Consider the following 18,486-nt stretch of genomic DNA (forward strand, 5'->3'; position numbering starts at 1 on the left):
GTGCTCAGGCCGACAGCGCGCCGGCCTGCTGCGTGAGCCGGTAACCGGCGCCGCGCACGGTCTCGATCATGCGCTGGCACTCGACCTTCTCGAGCGCCTCGCGCAGGCGCTTCACATGCACGTCCACCGTGCGCTCCTCGATGAAGACATGGTCGCCCCAGACACGGTCCAGCAGCTGCGAACGGCTGTGCACGCGCTCCGGGTGGGTCATGAAGAAGTGCAGCAAGCGGAACTCGGTGGGGCCCAGCTTCACTTCCACACCCTCGCGGCCGACGCGGCGCGTGCCCGGGTCCAGGCTCAGGCCGCCGACCTCGACCACGCTGTCCAGCGCCTCAGGCGCCTTGCGACGCAGCACCGCGCGGATGCGCGCCAGCAGCTCGTTGGTGGAAAAGGGCTTGGTCAGGTAGTCGTCGGCGCCGGCATCAAGACCCGACACCTTGTCGGTCTCCTCGGCGCGCGCCGTCAGCATGATGATGGGCAGCTCGCGGGTGCGCGCCTGGCCACGCCATTGACGCGCCAGGGTCAGGCCCGAAGCGCCGGGCAGCATCCAGTCCAGCACCACCAGATCAGGCAGCACCCGGTCCACTTCCAGCTGGGCCTGGTCGGCGCTGCCGGCCAGGGTCACGTCGAAACCTGCGTGGCGCAGGTTGATGGAGATCAGCTCGGCAATCGCCGATTCGTCTTCGACCACCAGTACACGACTCATGCGTTTCTCCTCTCCTCGCGGCGCGCCTCAGCGCACCATGTTCTCGACGGCGTCGGGCGTGTTGTGCCGCACGTCCGTGCCCTTGACCACATAGATGATCACTTCGGCCAGGTTCTTGGCGTGGTCGCCCACGCGCTCGATCGCCTTGGCCACGAACACCAGATCGATGCTGGAGGAAATCGTGCGCGGGTCTTCCATCATGTAGGTGATGAGCTTGCGCATCAGGCCCTCGAATTCCTTGTCGATCTGGTCGTCCTGCTTCAGCACTTCCAGCGCGCGCTCCACGTCCAAGCGCGCGAAGGCGTCCAGCGCCTTGCGCAGCTGCGCGATCGCCAGCTCGGCCTCGTAGGAGAGGTCCGACATCGGCAGGCGCAGCCGGCTCGAGATGCCCGAGTTCACCAGGCGCTGCACGGTGCGCGCGATGCGCGCGGCCTCGTCGCCCACGCGCTCGAGATTGGCAATCGTCTTGGAGACGGCGATCAGCAGGCGCAGATCGCGCGCGGTGGGCTGGCGGCGCGCGATGATGGTGGAGAGATCGCGGTCGATCTCCACTTCCATCTGGTTCACGCGCTCTTCCTGCTTGAGCACGGCATCGGCCAGCTCATTGCTGTAGGTGGTGAGTGCCTCCACCGAATGCGCCACCTGGGCTTCGACGATACCGCCCATTTCCAGCACACGGGTGGAGATGCCGCTGAGTTCGGCGTCGAACTGGGTCGAGAGATGCTTGTCAACCATGGGGTGATCCTCCTCTTGATTCAGCCGAAGCGGCCCGTGATGTAGTCTTCCGTGTCCTTGCGCTTGGGCTTCATGAAGAGCTCGGCGGTGGGGCCGAATTCGATCAGGTCGCCCAGGTACATATAGGCCGTGTAGTCCGAGCAGCGCGCCGCCTGCTGCATGTTGTGGGTCACGATGGCCACGGTGTAGTCATTCTTGAGCTCATGGATGAGCTCCTCGATCTTGCCGGTGGAGATCGGGTCCAGCGCCGAGCAGGGCTCGTCCAGCAGGAGCACCTCGGGCTTGATGGCGATGCCGCGCGCAATGCACAGGCGCTGCTGCTGGCCGCCGGAGAGGCCCGAGCCGCTCTGGTTGAGCTTGTCCTTCACCTCGGTCCACAGCGCTGCCTTCTTCAGCGCCCATTCCACGCGCTCGTCCATCTCCACCCGCGGCAGGGTCTCAAACAGCCGCACGCCGAAGGCGATGTTGTCGTAGATCGACATCGGGAACGGGGTGGGCTTCTGGAACACCATGCCCACCTTGGCGCGCACCAGCGAGACATCCTCGCCGCTGGAGAGGATGTCATTGCCATCGAGCAAGATCTGACCCTCGGCGCGCTGCTCGGGGTAGAGCTCGAACATGCGGTTGAGCGTGCGCAGCAGCGTGGACTTGCCGCAACCCGAGGGGCCGATGAAGGCGGTGACCTTCTTCTCGGGGATGTCGAGGTTGATGCTTTTGAGGGCGTGGAAATTGCCGTAATAGAAATTCAGGTCGCGCACCGAGAGCTTGGCTTTCTCACTCACGGGCAGGTCAACTTTGGCGTCCATGGTCGGATCTCGCTTCAGTGCTTGTTCTTGAACAGGACGCGCGCCAGGATATTCAGCAGCAGCACGCCCATGGTGATGAGGAACACCCCCGCCCAGGCCAGCTTCTGCCAGTTCTCGTAGGGGCTCATCGCGAATTTGAAGATGGTCACCGGCAGGCTGGCCATGGGCTCGCTGAGCGAGCTGGTCCAGAACTGGTTGGACAGGGCGGTGAACAGCAGCGGCGCGGTCTCGCCCGAGATGCGCGCCAGCGCCAGCAGGATGCCGGTGATGACGCCGGCACGCGCCGACTTCAGGGTGATGGAGAGAATCACCTTCCACTTGGGCGTGCCTAGGGCATAGGCGGCCTCGCGCAAGGCATTGGGCACCAGGCTCAGCATGTTCTCGGTGGTCCGTATCACCACCGGGATGACGATCAGGGCCAGCGCCAGCACGCCGGCAAAGCCCGAGAAGCTCTTCAGCCGCGCCACCACCACCGCATAGATGAAGAGGCCCACCACGATGGAGGGTGCGGAGAGCAGGATGTCGTTGATGAAGCGCACCGTGCTGCCCAGCCAGGTCTTCTGGCCGTACTCGGCCAGATAGACGCCGGAAAGGATGCCGATCGGCGTGCCCAGCGCGGTGGCCAGGCCCACCATCACGATGGAGCCGAAGATGGCATTCGCCAGGCCACCGCCCTCCGCCTGCGGCGGCGGGGTCATCTCGGTGAAGGTGGCCAGGTTCAGGCCGTCAAAGCCCAGGCGCACCGTCTCGAACAGGATCCAGAACAGCCAGAACAGGCCGAAGGCCATGGCGGCCAGCGACAGCGTCAGCGCGATCGCGTTGACGCGTTTGCGCTTGGCATGCATGCGCAGGCGCGAGGCGGAGATGGTGGCACTCATGCGCGCGCTCCTTCGCTCTTCTTGAGACGGGCCAGCAAGACCTTGGAGCATGCCAGCACCACAAAGGTGATGAAGAACAGCACCAGGCCCAGATAGATCAGCGAGGCCTGGTGCAGGCCCTCGCCGGCTTCGGCGAACTCATTCGCCAGCGCCGAGGTGATGCTGTTGGCGGCCTCGAACACCGAGAGCGAATTCAGCTGATTCATATTGCCGATCACGAAGGTCACGGCCATGGTCTCGCCGAGCGCCCGGCCCAGGCCCAGCATCACGCCGCCCATCACGCCGGTCTTGGTATAGGGCAGCACCACGCGCGAGACCACCTCCCAGGTGGTGGCGCCCAGGCCGTAGGCGGACTCCTTCAGCATCGGCGGCGTGACCTCGAACACGTCGCGCATCACCGAGGCGATGAAGGGAATGATCATGATGGCCAGGATGATGCCGGCCGACAGAATGCCGATGCCCACCGGCGGGCCCGACACCAGGGCGCCCAGATAGGGCACGCCGCTCAAGAGGCTTTGCAGCGGCTGCTGCACATAGGTGGCGAGGATGGGGCCGAACACCAGCAGGCCCCACATGCCATAGACGATGGAGGGCACGGCGGCCAGCAGCTCGACGGCGATGCCCAGCGGGCGCTTGAGCCAGCTGGGTGAGAGCTCGGTCAGGAACACGGCGATACCGAAGCTCACCGGCACCGCGATCACCAGGGCAATCAGCGAGGTCGTGAGGGTGCCGTAAATCATCACCAGGCCGCCGAACTTTTCCTGCACCGGGTCCCAATCGCTGGTCCAGAGAAAGCTCAGGCCGTACTTCTCGATCGCCGGCGCCGCGCCGAACAGCAGCGAGACCAGGATGCCCACCAGCAGCGACAGGGTCAGCCAGGCCGCCCCCTGCGCCAGGGTGGCGAACAAGGCATCGGCCCAGGGCGCCACCACCTTGCGGGTCGGTGGGTTGCCCTGGGGCCGTACGCGCTCCAGGCTGGGGTCACTGCTGATCGGGTTGGCTGGGAGTATGGCGGCCACGGGACCTCCGCTTAGGAAAACAAAGTGGCGCCGTGGTGGCAGCAGGGGCCTTGCGACCCGTCTGCGGGCACCCGGCGCCCGGACATCACTTGAAGCTGACGGCCTTGCCGGCGGCATCCTTCAGATTGTCGGCCCAGAGCTTGCGCACCAGTTCCTTCACCGAGGCCGGCAGCGGCACATAGTCCATGTCGTCGGCGGTCTTGTCGCCATTGGCATAGGCCCAGTCGAAGAACTTCAGCGAGTTCGAGGCATTGGCCGGCTTGTCCTGCTGCTTGTGCATCAGGATGAAGGTGGCACCGGTGATGGGCCAGCTGTCCTTGCCGGGCTGCTCGGTCAGCACCTGGTAGAAGCTCTTGGTCCACTCGGCACCGGCGGCGGCGGCCTTGAAGGCGCTGTCGGCGGGCGCGACAAAGTTGCCGGCCTGGTTCTTCAGCAGCACATGGGACATCTTGTTCTGCTTGGCATAGGCGTACTCGACATAGCCGATCGAGTTGGGCAGGCGCATCACGAAGGCCGACACGCCCTCATTGCCCTTGCCACCCGCGCCGGTCGGCCAGTTGACCGCCGTGCCCTCGCCCACCTTGCTCTTCCACTCGGTGTTGACCTTGGAGAGATAGTTGGTGAACAGGAAGCTGGTGCCCGAGCCATCGGCGCGACGCACCGGGGCGATCGCAGCGTCGGGCAGGGCGACGCCGGGGTTGAGCGCCGTGATGGCCGCATCGTTCCACTTCGTGATCTTGCCCAGATAGATGTCGCCCAGCACCTGGCCGGTCAAGCGCAGCTGGCCGGGGGCGATGCCCTTCACATTGACCACCGGCACCACGCCGCCAATCACGGTGGGGAACTGCACCAGGCCATCCTTGGCCAGCTCTTCATCCTTCAGCGGCGCGTCGGAGGCACCGAAGTCCACCGTCTTGGCCTTGATCTGGCGAATGCCTGCGCCCGAACCGACCGACTGGTAATTGATGCGCGCACCGCTGGCCTTGTTGTAGGCATCGGCCCACTTGGCATAGATAGGTGCTGGGAAGGAGGCGCCAGCACCGGTGACGTCCTGCGCCTGCGCTGCAGGCAGAGCCACGGTGCAAGCCGCAAAGATCAAGCCGACTCGGAGTTGGTTCAAGGTCATACAGGTCCTATCGCAAGGGGTTGGTTGGCGATGGAGCGGATGCTATGACCCCAATATGACATGCCAGTGACAGGCCTGTCACCCGGCGCATCGCGGCGCCAAAGCGTCACATTCGGTTCACGGGCCTGTCACAAAGCCTGCATAAGCTGGCCGCGAAGGGGAAGAAGCGGGGGAATGGGCCCCTGTCAGAACCCGTTTAGCCGAAGGAGACCCCTCATGAACCAGCTTTACCGACTTGCCGCCGCCGCACTGGCCTGCCTGCTCGCCGCCTGCGCCAGCACGCCTGCGCCCGCCCCCCTGGCCGACACCCTGGCCCGCAACCCGCAACTCAGCACCTTCAACCGCCTGGTGCAGCAGGCCGGCCTGCAGGAGCAGCTGCGCGCCGCCGGCCCGCTGACCGTGTTCGCCCCCTCCGACGAGGCCTTCAAGGCCGTGCCGGCCAAGACCCTGGATGCCCTGGCCGCCAACCCCGCCGAGCTGAAGGCGGTGCTGAGCTACCACCTGCTGAACGTCAAGCTGGCCGCCGCCGATGTGCAGACCGGCAACGCCAAGACCGTGCAGGGCGCCCCTGTGGCGCTGGCGCGCGCCGGCGAGTTCGTGACGGTCGAGGACGCGATGGTGCAACAGGCCGACATCATGGCCACCAACGGTGTCGCTCATGTGATCGATCGCGTGCTCACGCCGCCGAAGAAGTAAAGAAGACACCCATGCGAAAGGGCCACCGCAAGGTGGCCCTTCTCGATGCAGTGAGGCGCTCGCTCAGGCGCGCACGGCGTCCACCAGACGCTCGGCGCAGCTCCTGGCCAGCGAGGCGTCGCTGGCCTCCACCATCACGCGCAGCAGCGGCTCGGTGCCCGAGGCGCGTATCAGCACTCGGCCACGCGAGGCCAACTCGGCCGTGACCTCGGCCTGCGCCTGGGCCAGCGCACCATTGCTCTTCCAGTCCTGGCCGGCCTGCAGGCGCACATTGATGAGGGTCTGCGGGAACAGGTCCACCCCCTGCAGCTGCTCGGCCAGACTGCGCCCGGTGCGGCTGATGGCTTGCAGCACCAGCAGCGCGCTGACGATGCCGTCGCCGGTGGTGTGCTTGTCCAGCGCCAGCAGATGGCCCGAGCCTTCGCCGCCCAGTTGCCAGCCGCGTGCGCTGAGCTCTTCCAGCACATAGCGGTCGCCCACCTTGGCGCGCACGAACTCGACGTCGCGGCTCTTCAGCGCCAGCTCCACCGCCATATTGGTCATCAGCGTGCCCACCGCGCCCGGCACGCGCAGGCCCTGGTTGAGGCGGTCGGCCACCATCACATACAGCAACTCGTCGCCGTTGTAGAGCCGGCCCTGCGCGTCCACCAGCTGCAGGCGGTCGGCATCGCCGTCCAGCGCCACACCGTAATGCGCGCCATGCTCCTTGACCGCCTTCACCAGCGCCGCCGGTGCCGTGGCGCCGCAACCGTCGTTGATATTGAAGCCGTCGGGGCTGCAGCCGATCGAGATGACCTCGGCACCGAGCTCATGGAACACATCGGGTGCCACGTGATAGGCCGCGCCATTGGCGGCATCCACCACGATCTTCAGGCCCTTGAGGGTCAGGTCCGAACCGAAGCTGTTCTTGCAGAACTCGATGTAGCGGCCACGTGCATCCTGCAGGCGGCGGGCCCGGCCGAGGTTGGCCGAATCCACCCAGCTCGGCGCCTCCTCCAGCGCCTGCTCCACCGCCAGCTCCCAGGCATCGGGCAACTTCTCGCCCTTGGCGGAAAAGAACTTGATGCCGTTGTCGGCGAAGGGGTTGTGCGAGGCCGAGATCACCACGCCCAGATCCAGACGCAGTGCGCGCGTCAGGTAGGCCACGCCGGGCGTGGGCAGCGGGCCGGTGAGCAGCACGTCGACGCCGGCCGAGGCGAAACCCGCCTCCAGCGACGACTCCAGCATATAGCCCGAAATCCGGGTGTCCTTGCCGATCAGCACGGTGGGCCGGCCACCGCCCTTGCGCAACACGCGGCCAACCGCATGGCCCAGGCGCAGCATGAAGTCCGGCGTGATGGGCGACTGGCCCACGGTGCCACGGATGCCATCGGTTCCGAAATACGTACGGCTCATTGCGAGCGTCCTCCTGAAATCTCTACGGCTGGATTCTCGCCGATCACCGGACCGGTACTGCCACCGGCCACCCCCCAAACCTTGAGGGCATCGACCGTGGCCGCGACATCGTGCACGCGCAGCACGCGCGCGCCCTGCGCCACCGCGGCCAAGGCGGCGGCGATGCTGGCGGCCAGGCGTTGCTCGACCGGCCGGCCGGTGATGGCACCCAGCGACGATTTGCGCGACCAGCCCACCAGCAGCGGATAGCCCAGCTTCAGCAACCGCGCCTGCTCGCGCAGCAGCTGGAAGTTCTGATCCACCGTCTTGGCGAAGCCATAACCCGGGTCCAGCAGGATGCGCTCGGCGGCGGCGCCGAGTTGGCGCAGATGGGCAGCGCGCGCTGCCAGGAACTCGGCCACCTCGCCCGTGATGTCGCCATAGCCGGTCAGGCCCTGCATGCTGGCTGGGTCGCCGCGCATATGCATCAAGCACATGCCGCAACTCGGATGGGCGGCCACCAGTTCGGCCGCACCAGGCAGCTGCAGGGCCTGGATGTCGTTGACGATATCCACCCCCAGATCCAGCGCGCGCTGCATAGTGCTGGGCTTGTAGGTATCGACCGAGACCGGCACCCCCAGGCGCAGCGCGGCCTTCAGGACCGGCTCGACCCGCGCCCACTCTTCCTGCGGGCTCAGCGTCGGCGCCCCCGGGCGGCTGGACTCGCCGCCGATGTCCAGCAGATCGGCGCCTTCGGCCAGCAGCTGCTCGCAATGCGCGATCGCCGCATGCGCCTCGCCATGCTGGCCCCCATCCGAGAAGGAATCGGGTGTGACGTTGACGATGCCCATCACCAGGGGCTTGTCGAGCGCGATGCGAAAGCGGGTGGTCTGCCAGTGAGCCATGCGGTGAGCCATGAAAAAGGGGCCGGTCCTTGCAGACGGCCCCATCGGGAATGTTGATGTTTCTTGCGTCAGGCCGCGGCGTGCGCGTTACCGGCGCTCAGGGCGGCGGCATTGCCATCGCTCTTGCCGCCACTGGGCGGGGTCCAGTCCTTGGGCGGGCGCGGCGGACGGCCGTCCATGATGTCGTCGATCTGGTCGGCATCGATGGTTTCCCATTCCAGCAGGGCCTTGGCCATCGCGTGCATCTTGTCCATGTTTTCCTCGATGTGCTTGCGGGCAATGCCGTATTGCTCATCGATGATGCGGCGCACGACCTGGTCGACCTTGCGCATGGTCTCTTCCGACATGGTGGTGGTCTTGGTGACCGAGCGGCCCAGGAAGACCTCGCCCTCGTTCTCCGCATAGACCATCGGGCCCAGCTCGTCGGTCATGCCGTAGCGCGTCACCATGTCGCGGGCGATCTGGGTGGCGCGCTCGAAGTCATTGCTGGCACCGGTGGTCATCTGGTTCATGAACACCTCTTCGGCGATGCGGCCACCGAACAGCACCGAGATGGTGGAGAGCATGCGCTCCTTGTCCATGCTGTAGCGATCACCTTCCGGCAACTGCATGGTCACGCCGAGGGCACGACCACGCGGGATCACCGTCACCTTGTGCACCGGATCGGTCTTGGGCATCAGGCGCGCCACCAGGGCATGGCCGGCCTCGTGATAGGCGGTGTTCTTGCGCTCTTCCTCGGGCATGACCATGGACTTGCGCTCGGGGCCCATCATGATCTTGTCCTTGGCCTTCTCGAAGTCCACCATCTCCACCACGCGGCCATTGCGGCGTGCGGCAAAGAGGGCAGCCTCGTTGACCAGGTTGGCCAGATCGGCACCCGAGAAACCGGGCGTGCCACGGGCCAGGATGTCGGCACGGATGTCCTGTCCCACCGGCACCTTGCGCATGTGCACGTTGAGAATCTGCTCACGGCCGCGCACGTCCGGCAGAGTCACATAGACCTGGCGATCGAAACGGCCGGGACGCAGCAGGGCGGGATCCAGGATGTCCGGACGGTTGGTCGCTGCCATCACGATGACGCCGAGATTGGTCTCGAAGCCATCCATCTCCACCAGCATCTGGTTCAGCGTCTGTTCGCGCTCGTCGTTGCCGCCACCCAGGCCGGCACCACGGTGGCGGCCGACGGCATCGATTTCGTCCACGAAGATGATGCAGGGTGCACTCTTCTTGGCCTGCTCGAACATGTCGCGCACACGGGCCGCGCCGACGCCAACGAACATCTCGACAAAGTCGGAGCCCGAGATCGAGAAGAACGGCACCTTGGCCTCGCCGGCGATGGCCTTGGCCAGCAGCGTCTTGCCGGTGCCCGGAGGGCCGACCAGCAGCACGCCGCGCGGAATGCGGCCGCCCAGCTTCTGGAATTTCTGCGGATCCTTGAGGAAGTCCACCAGTTCCTTGACCTCTTCCTTGGCCTCGTCGCAACCGGCGACGTCGGCGAAGGTGGTGGAATTGTTGGCCTCGTCCAGCATGCGGGCCTTGGACTTGCCGAAGCTGAACGCTCCGCCCTTGCCTCCGCCCTGCATCTGACGCATGAAGTAGACCCACACGCCGATCAGCAGCAGCATCGGGCCCCAGCTGACCAGCAGGCTCATCAGCAGCGAAGGCTCTTCACGCTGACGCACATCGAACTTGACGCCGTTGTTGATCAGATCGCCCACCAGGCCACGGTCCAGATAGGTGGCCGTGCTGCGCAGCTTCTTGTCGTCATTGGTGGTGGCGATGATCTCGGTACCGCCATTGCCCTCTTGCAGGGTCACCTGCTTGATGCGACGCGCTCTCACCTCTTCGAGGAAATCGGAGTAACCGATCTGGTTCCCCTGGGCCGCGCCCCGATCGAACTGCTTGAAGACGGTGAACAGCACCAGGGCTATCACCATCCAAACAGCTACTTTCGAGAACCACTGATTGTTCACCGCGACTCCTTATTCGATGTCACACCGACCGTCACTGTGCGATCGATGCCCGGCATATGGGGTTGATTCTATTGCAGTCAAGCCCCGAAGCCTGATTGGCTTTCTCAAGCTTGACCATAGTCATGCACAAGCTGCGTGACTATTTGAGGCCTATGCCCACCAGAAAGGTTTCCGAGGAGCGGTCGCGCGAGGCCTTGGGCTTGATCGGCTTGACCTTTTTGAAGTTCTGCTTGAACAGCTCGACCAGCTCGTTGTAGCCGGCGCCATGGAAGACCTTGGTCACCAGTGCCCCTTCGGCCTTGAGGTGATTGCGCGCGAAATCGATGGCCAGCTCGATCAGATGCTCGATCCGCGCCGCATCGGTGGAAGCGATGCCGGACAGATTGGGCGCCATGTCAGACACCACCACATCCACCGCGCGCCCCGCCAGCGCCGCCTCCAACTGCTGCAGCACCTCGTCCTCACGGAAATCTCCCTGGATGAAGTGCACGCCCTCGATCGGCTCCATCTCCAGCAGGTCCAGTGAAATGATGGTGCCGTTGAGCTCGCCGACCGCCGCGCCGCCCACGCCGGCCTCCTTGGGGGCAAAGCGGCGCCGCAGGTATTGGCTCCAGGCGCCCGGCGCCGAGCCCAGATCGACCACAACCTGGCCCGGCCGGAAAAGCTTCAACTCCTCGTCGATCTCCTTGAGCTTGTAGGCGGCGCGGGCCCGATAGCCCTCGCGCTGCGCCAGCTTCACATAGGGATCGGAGATGTGGTCGTGCAGCCAAGCCTTGTTGATCTTCTTGCTTTTGCTATCGATTTTCATGATGTCTGGCGCGAGACGCGATAATGCGACTATGCCTGCGATTCAATTGACCCCTGCCCAGCGCAAGGAAAAACGTTCCGACGCCCATCATCTGGACCCCGTGGTGATGATAGGCGCGGACGGACTCACGCCCGCCGTCGTGAAGGAAACCAACGCAGCCTTGAACGCCCACGGGCTGATCAAGGTGCGCGTGCTGTCTGACGACCGTGCGAACCGCGAGAGCATTTTCGCGGACCTGGCCGACCAGCTCAGCGCGGCGCCCATCCAGCACATCGGCAAGCTGCTGGTGCTGTGGCGCCCGATGCCCGAGAAGGAAGAGGCCGAGCGCGACGACTCCAGGCGCGGCCCCAAGGTCGTGAAGATCGTCAAGTTCTCCAAGAGCGGCAACCACCGCCCGCAGATCAAGAAGGTCCAGGTGCTGGGCAATCAGCGCGTCGCACAAGGCGGCGAGATCAAGCGCGCCAAGCGCCGCATCACCAGCGTGAAGAAGACGGTCGCCGACTGAACTTCTCTTCAGGCCGGCGCGCGGGACGCGCGCCAGGCCAGCAGCAGCACCGCCAGGGTCTTGAGCCCGAACAGCAGGCTGGAAACCGCGTGCAGCGCACCGAAGGACCAAGCCCCCTGCCCTGCGCGCGCGGCCTCCAGCAGCGGCTGCAGGCCGTAATAGCCGGCCACCACGCAGAACAGGGCGACCAGGGGCAGCAACAGCTCAGGCGTGAACACCCGGCCGGGCACGCGGGCGTCGCGCTGCAGGCGGCGCTCCATCATCAGCAGCAAGAGCCCCGCGGCCAGGCCGATCTGGGCATCCAGCTCGAACACGCGCCCCACCAGCTTGCCGGCCTGGGCCCGTTCCAGCACCGCAAACGCACTGGGCGCGGCCACGCCGGCCACGCAAAGCAGAAGGCCGCCCCAGAGGGCGGCCAGCAGCGCGCGAGCGCGGTACAGCATCTTCATCCGCTCAGACGTAGCGGACTTCAACGATTTCGTAGCGCTTCACGCCACCGGGCGCCTGCACCTCGGCCACGTCGCCGGCCTCCTTGCCGATCAGGGCACGCGCGATCGGCGAGCTGATCGAGATCAGGCCCAGCTTCAGATCGGCCTCGTCGTCGCCGACGATCTGGTAGGTCACCTCGGCGCCGCTGGCTTCTTCTTCCAGATCGACGGTGGTGCCGAACACGATGCGGCCGCCGGCATCCACCGAGGCCGGATCAATGACCTGGGCGGCGGCCAGCTTGCCCTCGATTTCGAGGATGCGGCCTTCGATGAAGCCCTGCTTGTCCTTGGCCGCTTCGTACTCGGCGTTCTCGGACAGATCACCCTGGGCGCGGGCTTCGGCAATGGCGTTGATCACGGCGTGGCGCTCAACCGACTTGAGTTGATGCAGTTCTTGCTTGAGCTTTTCGGCGCCGCGTACGGTCAAAGGGATCGTGGCCATGTGTAAACCTTGAGAGACAAAACAAACCGCCGCAGCCGCTCAGGAAGCCTGAGCCGCGGCGGCGGAATCTACTGACGGAGCGGAGTTTAGACGAGTTCCGCGTGCAGTTCCTGCAGGGATTGCACCAGCAGGCCATCCTTGTGCTTCATGCCCTCCACGGCGGCCTCGCAGCCGGCCATGGTGGTGTAGTAGGTCACGCGGTTGGCGAGTGCGGCCTGGCGGATGTGGCGGCTGTCGGCGATCGCGGTGCGGGTCTCGTCCACGGTGGTGAACACCAGCTGGATGTCGCCACCCTTGATCATGTCGACGATGTGCGGGCGGCCGTCCTTGACCTTGTTGACCACGCGCACCGGCACGCCGGCCTCGGCGATCGCCGCCGCGGTGCCCTTGGTGGCCACGACGCCAAAGCCCAGCGCCGCCAGGTCCTTGGCCACGGCCACGGCACGGGCCTTGTCGGAGTTCTTCACCGTGATCAGCACATTGCCCTGGCGCGGCAGGCGCGAGCCCGCGCCCAGCTGGCTCTTCAGCATCGCCTCGCCAAAGCTGCGGCCTGCCCCCATCACCTCGCCGGTGGAACGCATTTCCGGGCTCAGGATCGGGTCCACGCCGGGGAACTTGTTGAAGGGGAAGACGGCTTCCTTGACGCTGAAGTAAGGCGGAATCACCTCGGCCGGCACACGGCCCAGGCGGTCGCGCTGGTCCTTGAGCTTCTGGCCCGCCATGCAGCGCGCCGCGATCTTGGCGAGCTGCTGGCCGGTGGCCTTGGACACGAAGGGCACGGTGCGCGAGGCACGCGGATTCACCTCCAGCACATAGACGGTGGCGGCCTCCAGGCCCTTGGTCACATCGCCCTGGATGGCGAACTGCACATTCATCAGGCCGACCACCTTGAGCGCCTTGGCCATCGCCGCGGTCTGGCGGCGCAGTTCGTCCTGCAGCGCCTTGGACAACGTATAGGGCGGCAGCGAGCAGGCCGAGTCGCCGGAGTGGATGCCGGCCGCCTCGATGTGCTCCATGATGCCGCCGATTATCACGTCCACGCCATCGCTGATGCAGTCGACGTCGACCTCAAGCGCATCCTCCAGGAAGCGGTCCAGCAGCACCGGCGACTTGTCGGAGACGCGCACCGCTTCGCGCATATAGCGCTCCAGGTCCTTGTCGCCGTGCACGATTTCCATCGCGCGGCCGCCCAGCACATAGCTGGGGCGCACCACCAGGGGATAGCCGATTTCCTGCGCCAGTTGCAGCGCGGCCTCTTCGGTGCGCGCGGTGCGGTTGGGCGGCTGCTTCAGGCCCAGCTCGTGCAGCAGCTTCTGGAAGCGCTCGCGGTCTTCGGCGATGTCGATGCTGTCGGGCGTGGTGCCGATGATGGGCACGCCGGCGCGCTCCAAATCCAGCGCCAGCTTCAGCGGCGTCTGGCCGCCGTACTGCACGATCACGCCGACCGGCTGTTCCTTGGCCACGATCTCGAGCACATCCTCCAGCGTCACCGGCTCGAAATAGAGGCGGTCGCTGGTGTCGTAGTCGGTGGAGACGGTCTCGGGGTTGCAGTTGACCATGATGGTCTCGTAACCGTCTTCGCGCATCGCCAGCGCGGCATGCACGCAGCAGTAGTCGAACTCGATACCCTGGCCGATGCGGTTCGGGCCACCGCCCAGCACCATGATCTTCTTCTTGTCGGTGGGCTCGGCCTCGCACTCCTCGTCATAGGTGGAGTACATATAGGCCGTCTCGGTGGCGAACTCGGCCGCGCAGGTGTCCACGCGCTTGTAGACCGGGCGCACGCCCGCGGCCCAGCGCTTTTCACGCACCAGATGCTGGTTGGTAGCCAGCAGCTTGGCGATGCGCCGGTCGGAGAAGCCCTTGGTCTTGAGGAAACGCAGCTCGTCGGTCGAGAGGCTCTCTAGCGCGCGGCCAGCGATGCTCTTCTCGATCTGCACCAGTTGCTCGATCTGGGCCAGGAACCAGGGGTCCACGGCGGTCTCGTCGAACACCTCTTGCAAGCTCATGCCTATGCGGAAGGCGTCCGCCAGGAAGAGGATGCGCTCGGGGCCGGCTTCGCCGATCTCCTGCACGATCTCTTCGCGATCAGTGCTGCGTTCGGTCAGGCCGTCGATGCCGGTCTCGAGGCCGCGCAAGGCCTTCTGGAAGCTTTCCTGGAAGGTCCGACCCATCGCCATCACCTCGCCCACCGACTTCATCTGCGTGGTCAGGTGCGAGTCGGCCATCGGGAACTTCTCGAAGGCGAAGCGCGGGATCTTGGTGACCACATAGTCGATCGAGGGCTCGAAGGACGCCGGCGTCACGCCGCCGGTGATGTCGTTCTTCAGCTCGTCCAGCGTGTAGCCCACCGCCAGCTTGGCGGCGATCTTGGCGATCGGGAAGCCGGTGGCCTTGGAGGCCAGCGCCGAGGAGCGCGAGACGCGCGGATTCATCTCGATCACCACCATGCGGCCGTCGCGCGGGTTGATGGAGAACTGCACGTTGGAGCCGCCGGTGTCCACGCCGATCTCGCGCAGAATCGCGATCGAGGCATTGCGCAGCAGCTGGTATTCCTTGTCGCTGAGGGTCTGCGAGGGCGCCACGGTGATGGAGTCGCCGGTGTGGATGCCCATCGGGTCGAGGTTCTCGATCGAGCAGACGATGATGCAGTTGTCCGCCTTGTCGCGCACCACTTCCATCTCGTACTCCTTCCAGCCGATCAGCGACTCCTCGATCAGGAGCTCGTTGGTGGGCGAGAGGTCGAGGCCGCGCTTGCAGATCTCTTCGAATTCCTCGGGGTTGTAGGCGATGCCGCCACCCGTGCCGCCCAGCGTGAAGCTGGGGCGGATGACCATCGGAAAGCCGTCGCCGCCGATCTCGGCATGGATGCGCTTTTGCACGCCCCAGGCCTCTTCCAGCGAATGCGCGATGCCGGACTTGGCCGAGTCCAGACCGATCTTGGTCATCGCGTCCTTGAACTTGAGGCGGTCCTCGGCCTTCTCGATAGCCTTCTCGTTGGCGCCGATCATCTCGACCTGGTACTTCTCCAGCACGCCATGCTTGTGCAGATCCAGCGCGCAATTCAGCGCGGTCTGGCCGCCCATGGTGGGCAGCACCGCATCGGGGCGCTCCTTGGCGATGATCTTCTCCACCACCTGCCAGGTGATGGGCTCGATATAGGTCACATCCGCCGTGTCCGGGTCGGTCATGATGGTCGCCGGATTGCTGTTGACCAGGATGACCTTGTAGCCTTCCTCGCGCAGGGCCTTGCAGGCCTGGGCGCCGGAATAGTCGAACTCACAGGCCTGGCCGATGATGATGGGGCCGGCGCCGATGATGAGGATGCTCTTGATGTCTGTGCGTTTTGCCATTTTGTGATCTCTACTCCATCCGTGCCGGGTCAGGCCTTGGCCATCAGACCGATGAAGCGGTCGAACAGATAAGCGATGTCATGCGGGCCGGGGCTGGCCTCGGGGTGGCCCTGGAAGCAGAAGGCCGGCTTGTCGGTGCGCGCCAGGCCCTGCAGGGTGCCGTCGAACAGGCTGACGTGCGTGGGGCGCAGGTTCGCGGGCAGCGAGTCGGCGTCCACCGCAAAGCCGTGGTTCTGGCTGGTGATGGAGACGCGGCCGTTGTCCAGATCCTTCACCGGATGGTTGGCGCCGTGGTGGCCGAACTTCATCTTGAAGGTCTTAGCGCCCGAGGCCAGCGCCATGATCTGGTGGCCCAGGCAGATACCGAAGGTCGGGATGCCGGCCTCGATCAGCTGTGCCGCCGCCTTGATGGCGTAATCGCAAGGCTCCGGATCGCCAGGGCCGTTGGACAGGAAGACGCCGTCCGGCTCCAGATCAAACACTTCGGATGCGGGCGTCTGCGCCGGCACCACGGTGATCTTGCAGCCGCGCGAGGCCAGCATGCGCAGGATGTTGCGCTTCACGCCGAAGTCGTAGGCCACCACGTGGAAGCGCGGGTTGGCGAGCTCGCCATAGCCCTTGCCCAGGGTCCATTCGGTTTCGGTCCAGTTCAGGCGCTCACCGGTGCTCACCACCTTGGCCAGATCCTGGCCCGCCATGCTGGGCGCGGCCTTGGCCTTGGCAATCGCGTCGGCGATATGCGCCTCGGTGATGGCTTCGCCGGCGGCCAGCGCCAGGATGCAGCCGTTCTGGGCACCGGTGGTACGCAGCACGCGGGTCAGGCGACGGGTGTCGATGTTCGAGATCGCCACCGTGCCTTCGTCCTTCAGGTACTGGGCGAGGGTGCGGGTCTTGCGGAAATTGGAGTCAAGGATGGGGGCCTCCTTGATGATCAGGCCAGCGGCAAAGATCTTCGTGGCCTCGACATCCTCGTCGTTGACGCCGTAGTTGCCGATGTGCGGATACGTGAGCGTCACGATCTGCCGGCAATAGCTGGGGTCGGTGAGGATTTCTTGGTAGCCGGTGAGCGAGGTGTTGAACACCACTTCGCCAACCGTGTGGCCAGCAGCGCCGAGAGAGCTGCCTTTGAAGACCGTGCCGTCTGCCAGGGCGAGGATCGCGGCAGGCGCCGCATTCATGAATTGAGGCAGGTCGGGCAGCACGGGTAACTCCGTTATTGTGCGCGCGCCCAGCTCTGCTCCTGTACCCACGGCAGATGCCATGGAAGAGCCTGAATCCGGTGGGGGAAACGGGGGAGTTTCGCTAGGTGCGGTGGGTTGCGGGTAAACCTGTTGAGTATACCCGACCAGGGTAATCACCGAGAAGATTTTGCGCAAAGAATCTCGGCGGGCTTGTCATGCCCGCCATCAGCCGCCCTGGCCCGGTCGCCTCAAGCCAAGGCCGCAATGCCCGCCTTGGCGATCTGCGCATCCTCGATGGACTTCACGCCGCTGACGCCCACCGCGCCCACGCAATGTCCATCCACCAACACCGGCACACCGCCCTCCAGCAGGCCGTCGAGGCCCGGCGCGCTCAGGAAGGAGGTGCGGCCCTGGTTGATCATGTCCTCGTAGACCTTGGACTCGCGGCGCCCCAGCGCCGCGGTGCGCGCCTTGGCGGGTGCGATCTGGGCCGATATGGCGGCCGCGCCGTCCAGGCGCTGCTGCCACAGCAGGTGGCCACCGTCGTCGACGATGGCAATGCTCACCGCCCATTGGTTGGCCAGTGCCTCGGCTTCGGCAGCGGCGGCGATGCGCTTGACATCATCCAGGCAGAGATAAGGTTTGGTCTTCATGATCGGGCTTGAAATTGGAGTGGAAGCCACCACTTTACCGACAGGCGTAGCTCGATTCGGTGGCCGCGGCGCAAAACTGTTGCGCGCGCGAAGCCGCCTAGAATTGCGCCACCCAAGGTCCGGAGGACTCCACGATGAACGACAGCTTGAATACCCACTACGGCACGACATTCGGTACCGGCCTGGCAGCCGATCGCCAGCGCGTGCTGCGCAACACTTACTGGCTGCTCGCCCTGTCCATGCTGCCCACCGTGCTGGGCGCCTGGATTGGCGTCAGCACCGGCATCCTCGCCAGCATGGGCACCGGGATGAGCATGATCGTGTTCTTCGCCGGCGCCTACGGCCTGATGTTCGTGATCGAGAAGACCAAGGACTCCAGCACCGGCGTGGCCGCCCTGCTCGCCTTCACCTTCTTCATGGGCCTGATGCTCTCGCGCCTGCTGGCCGCGGTGCTGGGCTTCAAGAACGGCGGCTCGCTCATCATGACGGCCTTTGCCGGCACCGGCGCGATCTTCTTCGCCATGGCCAGCCTGGCCACCGTGATCAAGCGCGACCTCTCCAGCATGGGCAAATTCCTCTTCATCGGCGCCATCATCATCATGGTGGCCGGTATCGTGAATGCCTTCGTGCAGTCCTCGGCGCTGATGCTGACCCTGCTGGTGCTGTGCATGGCGGTGTTCTCCGCCTTCATGCTCTATGACATCAAGCGCGTCGTCGATGGCGGCGAGACCAACTACATCAGTGCCACGCTGGCGATCTATCTGGACCTCTACAACGTGTTCCAGAGCCTGCTGTCGCTGCTGGGCATCTTCGGCGGCGAGCGCGAATAACGAGCCGC

General features: G+C 65.3%; 18 protein-coding genes. 3 read left to right on the top strand and 15 right to left on the bottom strand.

The features are described 5' to 3' along the window. Window positions 1-4: 4 nt before the first annotated feature. The 6 genes from phoB to pstS form a co-directional block, all read right to left on the bottom strand. Window positions 5-706, bottom strand: coding sequence for a phosphate regulon transcriptional regulator PhoB (gene phoB / locus PFX98_RS21440; RefSeq protein WP_285232512.1), 702 nt, complete (start codon window positions 704-706; stop codon window positions 5-7). A 27-nt stretch (window positions 707-733) separates the two neighbouring features. Continuing rightward, complete coding sequence (phoU, locus tag PFX98_RS21445; RefSeq protein WP_285232513.1) at window positions 734-1,441, bottom strand: phosphate signaling complex protein PhoU; 708 nt, start codon at window positions 1,439-1,441, stop codon at window positions 734-736. Window positions 1,442-1,461: 20 nt separating this feature from the next. Beyond that, window positions 1,462-2,247 (bottom strand): phosphate ABC transporter ATP-binding protein PstB, encoded by a 786-nt coding sequence (gene pstB, locus PFX98_RS21450; RefSeq protein ID WP_285232514.1) that lies wholly within the window; start codon window positions 2,245-2,247, stop codon window positions 1,462-1,464. Window positions 2,248-2,261: 14 nt separating this feature from the next. After that, the gene (gene pstA, locus PFX98_RS21455; protein WP_285232515.1) at window positions 2,262-3,125 is read right to left on the bottom strand and encodes a phosphate ABC transporter permease PstA; all 864 of its coding nucleotides are present in this window, start codon (window positions 3,123-3,125) and stop codon (window positions 2,262-2,264) included. Continuing rightward, on the bottom strand, window positions 3,122-4,099 hold the full coding sequence (pstC, locus tag PFX98_RS21460; RefSeq protein WP_285235666.1) for a phosphate ABC transporter permease PstC: 978 nt from the start codon (window positions 4,097-4,099) through the stop codon (window positions 3,122-3,124). The genes pstA and pstC overlap by 4 nt, the downstream gene beginning before the upstream one ends. A 130-nt stretch (window positions 4,100-4,229) precedes the next feature. After that, window positions 4,230-5,270: a phosphate ABC transporter substrate-binding protein PstS gene (pstS, locus tag PFX98_RS21465; protein ID WP_285232516.1), complete on the bottom strand. Its 1,041-nt coding sequence runs from the start codon at window positions 5,268-5,270 to the stop codon at window positions 4,230-4,232. A 216-nt stretch (window positions 5,271-5,486) separates the two neighbouring features. On the opposite strand from pstS, the gene PFX98_RS21470 reads away from it, so the two are divergent. Beyond that, entirely contained in the window at window positions 5,487-5,966 is a 480-nt protein-coding gene (locus PFX98_RS21470) for a fasciclin domain-containing protein (RefSeq protein WP_285232517.1), read from the top strand. Between the two features lie 63 nt (window positions 5,967-6,029). On the opposite strand, the gene glmM is transcribed toward PFX98_RS21470, so the two are convergent. The 4 genes from glmM to PFX98_RS21490 form a co-directional block, all read right to left on the bottom strand. Continuing rightward, the gene (gene glmM, locus PFX98_RS21475) at window positions 6,030-7,361 is read right to left on the bottom strand and encodes a phosphoglucosamine mutase (protein WP_285232518.1); all 1,332 of its coding nucleotides are present in this window, start codon (window positions 7,359-7,361) and stop codon (window positions 6,030-6,032) included. Then, on the bottom strand, window positions 7,358-8,245 hold the full coding sequence (folP, locus tag PFX98_RS21480; RefSeq protein ID WP_285232519.1) for a dihydropteroate synthase: 888 nt from the start codon (window positions 8,243-8,245) through the stop codon (window positions 7,358-7,360). Before folP ends, glmM begins: the two co-directional genes overlap by 4 nt. Window positions 8,246-8,313: 68 nt before the next feature. Continuing rightward, window positions 8,314-10,218, bottom strand: a complete 1,905-nt coding sequence (gene ftsH, locus PFX98_RS21485; protein WP_285232520.1) for an ATP-dependent zinc metalloprotease FtsH — start codon at window positions 10,216-10,218, stop codon at window positions 8,314-8,316. Window positions 10,219-10,357: 139 nt separating this feature from the next. Continuing rightward, on the bottom strand, window positions 10,358-11,026 hold the full coding sequence (locus PFX98_RS21490) for an RlmE family RNA methyltransferase (protein ID WP_285232521.1): 669 nt from the start codon (window positions 11,024-11,026) through the stop codon (window positions 10,358-10,360). Between the two features lie 31 nt (window positions 11,027-11,057). Here PFX98_RS21490 and PFX98_RS21495 point away from each other — a divergent pair, with 31 nt between their 5' ends. Then, window positions 11,058-11,531, top strand: coding sequence for a YhbY family RNA-binding protein (locus PFX98_RS21495; protein WP_285232522.1), 474 nt, complete (start codon window positions 11,058-11,060; stop codon window positions 11,529-11,531). 8 nt (window positions 11,532-11,539) lie between these two features. Here PFX98_RS21495 and PFX98_RS21500 read toward each other — a convergent pair whose 3' ends face one another. From PFX98_RS21500 to PFX98_RS21520, 5 genes are all read right to left on the bottom strand, one after another. Beyond that, entirely contained in the window at window positions 11,540-11,974 is a 435-nt protein-coding gene (locus PFX98_RS21500; RefSeq protein ID WP_285232523.1) for a DUF4149 domain-containing protein, read from the bottom strand. A gap of 10 nt (window positions 11,975-11,984) precedes the next feature. Then, window positions 11,985-12,461, bottom strand: coding sequence for a transcription elongation factor GreA (greA, locus tag PFX98_RS21505; RefSeq protein ID WP_285232524.1), 477 nt, complete (start codon window positions 12,459-12,461; stop codon window positions 11,985-11,987). 86 nt (window positions 12,462-12,547) lie between these two features. Beyond that, window positions 12,548-15,814, bottom strand: coding sequence for a carbamoyl-phosphate synthase large subunit (gene carB, locus PFX98_RS21510; RefSeq protein ID WP_285232525.1), 3,267 nt, complete (start codon window positions 15,812-15,814; stop codon window positions 12,548-12,550). Window positions 15,815-15,843: 29 nt separating this feature from the next. Next, window positions 15,844-16,992 carry a glutamine-hydrolyzing carbamoyl-phosphate synthase small subunit gene (carA, locus tag PFX98_RS21515; protein ID WP_285235667.1) on the bottom strand — a complete coding sequence of 383 codons (1,149 nt, stop codon included), beginning with the start codon at window positions 16,990-16,992 and terminating at the stop codon, window positions 15,844-15,846. Window positions 16,993-17,243: 251 nt separating this feature from the next. Further along, window positions 17,244-17,648 (bottom strand): GlcG/HbpS family heme-binding protein, encoded by a 405-nt coding sequence (locus tag PFX98_RS21520; RefSeq protein ID WP_285232526.1) that lies wholly within the window; start codon window positions 17,646-17,648, stop codon window positions 17,244-17,246. A gap of 134 nt (window positions 17,649-17,782) precedes the next feature. Between PFX98_RS21520 and PFX98_RS21525 the strand changes: the two genes are divergently transcribed. Further along, a complete protein-coding gene (locus tag PFX98_RS21525) occupies window positions 17,783-18,478 on the top strand; it encodes a Bax inhibitor-1/YccA family protein (RefSeq protein ID WP_285232527.1) in 696 nt (231 codons plus the stop codon). Window positions 18,479-18,486 lie beyond the last annotated feature (8 nt).

Origin of the sequence: Paucibacter sediminis, assembly GCF_030254645.1 — a bacterium.
In the GTDB taxonomy this organism is placed as follows: Bacteria; Pseudomonadota; Gammaproteobacteria; order Burkholderiales; family Burkholderiaceae_C; genus Paucibacter_B; species Paucibacter_B sediminis.